This is a genomic window from Bacteroidota bacterium, assembly GCA_016711505.1.
Lineage (GTDB): Bacteria > Bacteroidota > Bacteroidia > AKYH767-A > 2013-40CM-41-45 > JADKIH01.
The window spans coordinates 24,245-30,427 of sequence record JADJSV010000006.1; the positions used below are offsets into that span (position 1 = coordinate 24,245).

A 6,183-nucleotide genomic window follows, 5' to 3' on the forward strand; every position below is an offset into this window, starting at 1 on the left:
AAGTTATCTAAAGCATGAACGCTCTTATTTTAAATTTAATTGTATCTCTGAAATAAGGCAACCAGGAAATCCAAAAATCAGCTAAATCCAGGTCCTATTTTGTTTACTTTTGTCCCATGAAAACCATCGACCACCACAATTTCAAAAACGAAAAAGCTCTGATCCGTGTAGACTTCAATGTACCTCTCGATAAAGAATACAATATCACTGACAACACAAGGATCCGTGCTTCCATTCCAACGATTAAAAGATCTTATCTGATGGCGGCTCGGTTATATTGATGTCTTTTTCGGTTATGTAATGGCAAATGAAATTGCAAATGCAGATAAAGTACTTCTGAATTCAGAGAAACCTTTTACTGCAATTATGGGCGGAGCAAAAGTATCAGACAAAATTCTCATCATCGAACAATTGATGAATCGTGTTGACAATTTATTGATCGGTGGTGGAATGGCATTTACATTTGTGAAAGCAATGGGTGGAACGATTGGTTCATCGTTGGTTGAAGAAGATAAACTCGATCTTGCATTACATCATAGAAAAAGCGAAAGCAAAAAATGTAAATCTTATTCTTCCTGTTGATGCAATCATTGCAGATAAATTTGATGCAAATGCAAATTCAAGAGTGTAATATCAACGAAATTCCTGATGGCTGGATGGGTTTAGACATCGGTCCAAAATCAGAAAAACTTTTCAATGACGCCATTGCACAATCCAAAACAATTTTGTGGAACGGTCCGGCCGGAGTTTTTGAATTCGAAAAATTCTCTCATGGAACAAAATCTGTTGCAAAAGCAATTGCAGCAGCAACTGCGAATGGGGCATTCTCTTTAATCGGCGGCGGTGATTCTGCTGCTGCGATTTCGAAATTCAATTTGACAGGTGGGGTGTCTTATGTTTCTACGGGTGGCGGTGCTTTGCTTGAGTACATTGAAGGGAAAGAATTACCAGGGGTTGTGGCTATTGGCAAATAAAACGTAACGTACAACTTTAACACTAAAGTGTAAGCACAAGATAATTTGTAACCCTTCACTTCGAGCTGAGGATCTTCAATCCTCATTAACAGTAAATACGAATTACTTTTTCACAAATTTAATTAATTGTCTTTTCTTAGAAAACGCATCTATATAAATGCAATTGTAAATTCCTGACGGCAGTGTATACAAGTCTACTGTATTTTGATTCTTATTTATTTCTTTCGCTTCCTATGCTCCATTGATAAGTTGCAAAACCATTTCCGGCATCAATAAAATTGAATCAATTAAACAAAGTCGATGTCGGCTCCTAACTCTGGTCCAATTGTATTTGAATTTGTTATAGTTGCCGTATCAGAATAAGTGAAAAAGCCTTCTGAGTCTATAATCAAAGCAAAATAATTTCCTGAAGAACTTACATAGATCTCTTGCAAGTATCTCCGTTATTCCAATTATATGTATACCTGAAGGAGCTGAAATAAGGAATGCTATCGTTGTTACACGGTCATGAGTCAGGAATACTTAGAGTTCTATTGAAATTGGGTTTCGTAATTTTTTTTCCCAAACAAAACCCCAATTTTAAGATCGTAGTATCGTATGCTGTTCCCCAAAAGGACAAACGCCTTTTTCTCAAGTCTGAATCACCTGAGAGATATTTTCGTCATGCGTAAATCCCACATGATCGTTCCTGTAGAATCCATTTGAATTAAACTTCGTCCTAAATAAGATGGCGTTGATCCAAAACATAAAAAATCTGCAAGCAAGGTGCTACCCCCCATCCTTATATATGTCGCTGCTATATAAATTCCCAAAATTGACTGAATCAAGAAGAGTTGAATTATAATCACTTAGAAATTAAAATATTTCAAATTGTAGTCATTTTCATAAAAAACGTTCAGGACTTTGGATTAATTTTTCATTATACATCAACCGCACCAATCGCAGTTGTTGAAATTATGCTTCCATCCGAATTATTTATGAATGATCGTGCCTCTCTCTTTCTAACATACAACAGCAAGTGATTCGTATGATCTTTCGCAATCTGAATCACACCATTTTCCTGAGATCCAAGATCTACGGAATCTTTTTATTGAAAGTGTGTCTCCATTGGAATTAAGAATAAGTAAAATGGGTGGAAAGAATTAAATGAGCAAAAGCGAAACATACAGATTGCGAATAAAGTAAAGTATCATTTCACTCCGTTTCACCACTAGTATTTTTAATCCTGAATAATAATTTGAATCTAAGAGGTTTGTTCCAAATTAATGCTCCGTCATTTCCAAATTTGAATAATTCGCCCGGGATCAACTACGCCGCAACCCCCGAACAATTTTATCTGCAATTATTCCTGAATCCGACGTTTGAAAAACAGAGGTAAACTTTGTAATTCTTATTTTCATGATATCCATTATTTGGCTGGTGTCTATCAAAACAACATTGTATAGTGAGTCAATTTTAAGCACAAAAATTCTGTTCTTTGATTTCGGGAGTCTGCGATCGCATCAGGAAATTCGAATTCCGTTAATCCGCCAATCAAAAGCCGCCATCCTTGAAGCGCGTTGTTCCGGCAGGTACCTCTGCTCCAGTTTATATGTCCTGCATTTGTGCTTACAAAAAAATATTTTCTTCTCAATGTATTGGGTATTATGAGAATAGCACTCCGGCGAAAAATGCAACTATCGATAAAATTGTTTTCATGCAGAAATTATTATTTTATTCAAAGGAAGAATATTTTTCGACTACTAACTCATTTTACAATTTGCAGGATAACCAACCTCGCCGGGAAGGATTTCGCTACGAAGGATTTTTTACTCGTTTATTCACTGTGGATTTATAATCCTCGTCACGTAAAAATATTTCCTGCAGATCTCGCTGCACTCGAAGTTTGTTTCATATCAAATCATTTATTCTTCAAACTATAGAACCCACCTTCAGCAACGGATAATAAAAAATCGATTCCGCCTTTTTATCTGTGTCCAGCCATTTGAATCTTGCATCTGCTTTATTGAAAAAGTAAAGAAACAATCCAACAAGAAAAGCATATTTTAAAACTCCAAAAATCGCTCCGGCAATTTTGTTGAAGAGCCCAAGTGCGGTAATGCTAACTAAACCTTCGAAAAGTTTAGCAAGAAACCATGCACCAATGCTAACACCGATCCACACAATGCATAAGAACATATCGTAATGTTTCCGGTGAACCCCCAAATGTTTTGAATAAAAATTCCGCAACAGCTGCCGCCATTTTGAATCCAAGAAAATAACACAACACTAGTGCGCCTAACATTGCAACCTCAAAGATAAAACCTTTGATGAAGCCTCGGATTGCGCCGAAGGCTAGTAGTATCAGTATGGCGATGTCGATTGTTTGCATTGATTCGGACGAAATTTAGTTGAATAGTGTGAAGTTTCAGTTTGTGGTGAGTGTAGGGTACGTCAACTCACACACCCAAACTGAAATCAACTGTTTTATAATTCCCTCCGCTCCTTCTTCACCTTCTCATACGCCTCATTGATCTTCTTAAACTTCTCCTGTGCATCTTTCTGATATTCGGGACCAAGGTGATGAACTTTATCGGGGTGATACTTTACGGCCATTCTACGATATGCTTTCTTCACTTCATCGTTAGTAGCAGTTTTTTCAACTTCAAGAATTTTGTACGATGAATCAACTTCAACAATGAACATCGCTTTGATGCTGTTGAAATCTGCTTGCGATACTCCAATAAGGTGACTGATCTGACTGATCACATTCAATTCTTCCTGTCCAACCGCTCCATCACTCGAAGCAAGTCCGAATAATAAGTGGATCAATTCAAGTCGTGACGGTGGATCAACGTATTGTCTGATCTGCTGACTAACTTGTCCGATCTGAATATCCTGTTTAAGAATTTCGCGGAATAGCAGCATCCGCTCTTGCGTATGTGCTTCGCCGAATTGGCGATTAAAAAAATTCCGAACGAAATCCAGTTCAGACTTTAGGATTCGTTGATCTGCTTTCATTACAGCAGCACAAAGCACAAGCAATGCTGCGCTAAAATCATTCGCTAAAAAACCCGGTGGTGTATTCGGACTTCCGGTTTGAATTTTAAGACTACTTTCTTCTGTGATAGAACCTAAAGCAAATCCAAGGATTCCACCTATTGGTCCACCAACTGCCCAACCTAGGCCACCGAAGATCCATTTATTCCAGCTTGACATTTTAATTTAGTGTTTTGGACATTCACACGATTCCTCTTTGAGCATTTCGCGTATAACATTCAGAGTAACGACATCCAAGGTAGACATTGTTTTATTTCCGGTCTGACCCTCTTCTTTATCTTTCAATTCTTTATTAATGATCATCTCTGCCATCATAGCACCAATTTTTTTGCGCTCGTATTTTTTGAAGATGATATATGCTTTTAATTGGTCAGTAGACATTTTTCTGCACGTATCAATCATTGTCTTTCTATCGACTTTCATAAAGTCGACCGGATTTTTAGAATACATATCGACCATATCCCATGTATTATTAGTACGTTGATAGTCGTCAGATATTTTATACAACATTCTGTATCGGAAACCCTCTGTATTGGTGATGTATGCTTTATTATCAACTTCCACCATTCGATTGTATCTGGCGCGGCCTTCCGGTCCACACCACAAATATGTTCCATTGAATTTTCTATTCAATGCACGCAATTTTGTCATATCAAATCCATTCAACCGATCGAAGTATTTATTTCTGATCGACATGGTTGTAATTTTACCTCTTCCTTTCAGCGCAATTCTTTCCCAGCCCTTAACCGCTTTTTTCTCGCCCGGTACTGTACAATAAACGGTATTGACGATAACGTTATTTGCTACTAATTTATCAACTACAACATCAATGTCTACAGTGCCCGTTGTCACATCACCATTGCCAACGAGAAAGATCATTTTAATAGCATCCGGATCTTTCGACCAGGAAATTTTTTTAAGGCAAGTATTAAGAGTTGCACCAACGTATTGATCACCTTTTTCTATTCGCGAAGGAATTTTATAAAGCAAACTCGTCAGCTTTTCGAAGTCTGTGCTCAGGTCTTTTACGATCCGTGTATATCCATTTTGTTTTCCATAGCTGAAACGTGCATAGGTAACAACTGCAATTCTATAATTCGGCTGCGGATTACAATTAGAAAGAGTGTACCAATAATCCCAGATGTGATTTCTCAAATGATCGATCAATCCATTTGAACTACTGCTAAGATCCATAGCAATAACGATGTCAACCGGTCGACCGGTTTTGATCTGTCCGTTTGCGGAAACAGAAAAAAACAAAAGGAAAGCGTATAAAATTCGTAATAAACTGCGGTGTGGCACGGCTAAAATAATTCAGTGGGCCGCAAAGGTAGCAATCCCGCAAAATTCTGAATACCTTTGTTGCAAATGGATGCAATTGATTTACAAAACTTAAAGCAGGATTGGGAAAAATTAACCCAAACGTTGGCGAATACATATGGCGAAGAACCTGATCTTCAAGCCATACTTTTTTTAATTGGAATCCAGGAGTTAGGAAAAGGGCCGATGAAATATTCGAAAGATGAAAAGCAGGATTTGATGCACATAGCAGTGTGCAAGCTGATGAGTCAATTTGGATATTACGAATTAGAGGGACTTGACCAGGAAGGGTGGCCACATTGGAAACTTGTGAAAAAGCTCCCGCCGCTCACACTGAAAGAGCAGGATTTACTATTGAAACAAGCTGTTATTGAATACCTTAAGTAGCTTTTTCAAAAAACAAAAAGTCTATAAATGAAGTGTTATACTAACTGTTTCATGTTGTTTTAAACGGACAACGCCACGAGCAGTATCGGTATTTCTGATTGCTTCAGCATTCAGATACGCTTCCAGGTCAAATGAAAATTCAGCTTTGCCGGCAGCATCAGAAATTTTTGTGATACGAAGGTCTGATTGAACACCATTCACATTATTTACAGCAGTGTCTTGCCATAAAGTTACAGAAGCGCCTTGTACTGAGCGACCTGCAGAATCAACCACAGTGATGACAGCAACAGTAGGTCCATCTTTTTTGCATGAGCCGAAGGTAAAAACGCAAAAAACACCTAACACGACAAGAGCGGTAATAAGTCCGCTTCTCTTTTCTGAATTCATCTGATTTTGGTTAATATTGTGGTCTATCTAATAACAACACAAAAATATAATAAAATGAAGAAATTAAGCATACTTT

General features: G+C 37.7%; 7 protein-coding genes and 1 pseudogene. 2 read left to right on the forward strand and 6 right to left on the reverse strand.

What is annotated here, in order from left to right:
• The first annotated feature begins 116 nt into the window (after positions 1-116).
• Positions 117-974 (forward strand): annotated as a pseudogene (pgk, locus tag IPL24_09385) (phosphoglycerate kinase).
• 287 nt (positions 975-1,261) lie between these two features.
• Here pgk and IPL24_09390 read toward each other — a convergent pair.
• From IPL24_09390 to IPL24_09410, 5 genes are all read right to left on the reverse strand, one after another.
• Entirely contained in the window at positions 1,262-1,408 is a 147-nt protein-coding gene (locus IPL24_09390) for a hypothetical protein (protein ID MBK8363878.1), read from the reverse strand.
• Positions 1,409-2,885: 1,477 nt separating this feature from the next.
• A complete protein-coding gene (locus IPL24_09395) occupies positions 2,886-3,152 on the reverse strand; it encodes a CvpA family protein (GenBank protein ID MBK8363879.1) in 267 nt (88 codons plus the stop codon).
• Complete coding sequence (locus IPL24_09400; GenBank protein MBK8363880.1) at positions 3,121-3,345, reverse strand: CvpA family protein; 225 nt, start codon at positions 3,343-3,345, stop codon at positions 3,121-3,123. The genes IPL24_09395 and IPL24_09400 overlap by 32 nt, the downstream gene beginning before the upstream one ends.
• Before the next feature lie 95 nt (positions 3,346-3,440).
• Positions 3,441-4,172, reverse strand: coding sequence for a TerB family tellurite resistance protein (locus IPL24_09405; protein ID MBK8363881.1), 732 nt, complete (start codon positions 4,170-4,172; stop codon positions 3,441-3,443).
• A gap of 6 nt (positions 4,173-4,178) precedes the next feature.
• Positions 4,179-5,273, reverse strand: coding sequence for a VWA domain-containing protein (locus IPL24_09410; protein ID MBK8363882.1), 1,095 nt, complete (start codon positions 5,271-5,273; stop codon positions 4,179-4,181).
• 108 nt (positions 5,274-5,381) lie between these two features.
• Here IPL24_09410 and IPL24_09415 point away from each other — a divergent pair, with 108 nt between their 5' ends.
• Positions 5,382-5,720, forward strand: coding sequence for a hypothetical protein (locus IPL24_09415; GenBank protein ID MBK8363883.1), 339 nt, complete (start codon positions 5,382-5,384; stop codon positions 5,718-5,720).
• A gap of 21 nt (positions 5,721-5,741) precedes the next feature.
• Here IPL24_09415 and IPL24_09420 read toward each other — a convergent pair whose 3' ends face one another.
• Entirely contained in the window at positions 5,742-6,107 is a 366-nt protein-coding gene (locus tag IPL24_09420; protein MBK8363884.1) for a hypothetical protein, read from the reverse strand.
• Between the last annotated feature and the right edge of the window lie 76 nt (positions 6,108-6,183).

What these genes read in the sequence shown, in the direction of transcription:
- IPL24_09420 (MBK8363884.1), bottom strand. Translation starts at nt 6,107, where the DNA reads ATGAATTCAGAAAAGAGAAGCGGACTTATTACCGCTCTTGTCGTGTTA.
- IPL24_09415 (MBK8363883.1), top strand. Translation starts at nt 5,382, where the DNA reads ATGGATGCAATTGATTTACAAAACTTAAAGCAGGATTGGGAAAAATTA.
- IPL24_09405 (MBK8363881.1), bottom strand. Translation starts at nt 4,172, where the DNA reads ATGTCAAGCTGGAATAAATGGATCTTCGGTGGCCTAGGTTGGGCAGTT.
- IPL24_09395 (MBK8363879.1), bottom strand. Translation starts at nt 3,152, where the DNA reads ATGTTCTTATGCATTGTGTGGATCGGTGTTAGCATTGGTGCATGGTTT.
- IPL24_09400 (MBK8363880.1), bottom strand. Translation starts at nt 3,345, where the DNA reads ATGCAAACAATCGACATCGCCATACTGATACTACTAGCCTTCGGCGCA.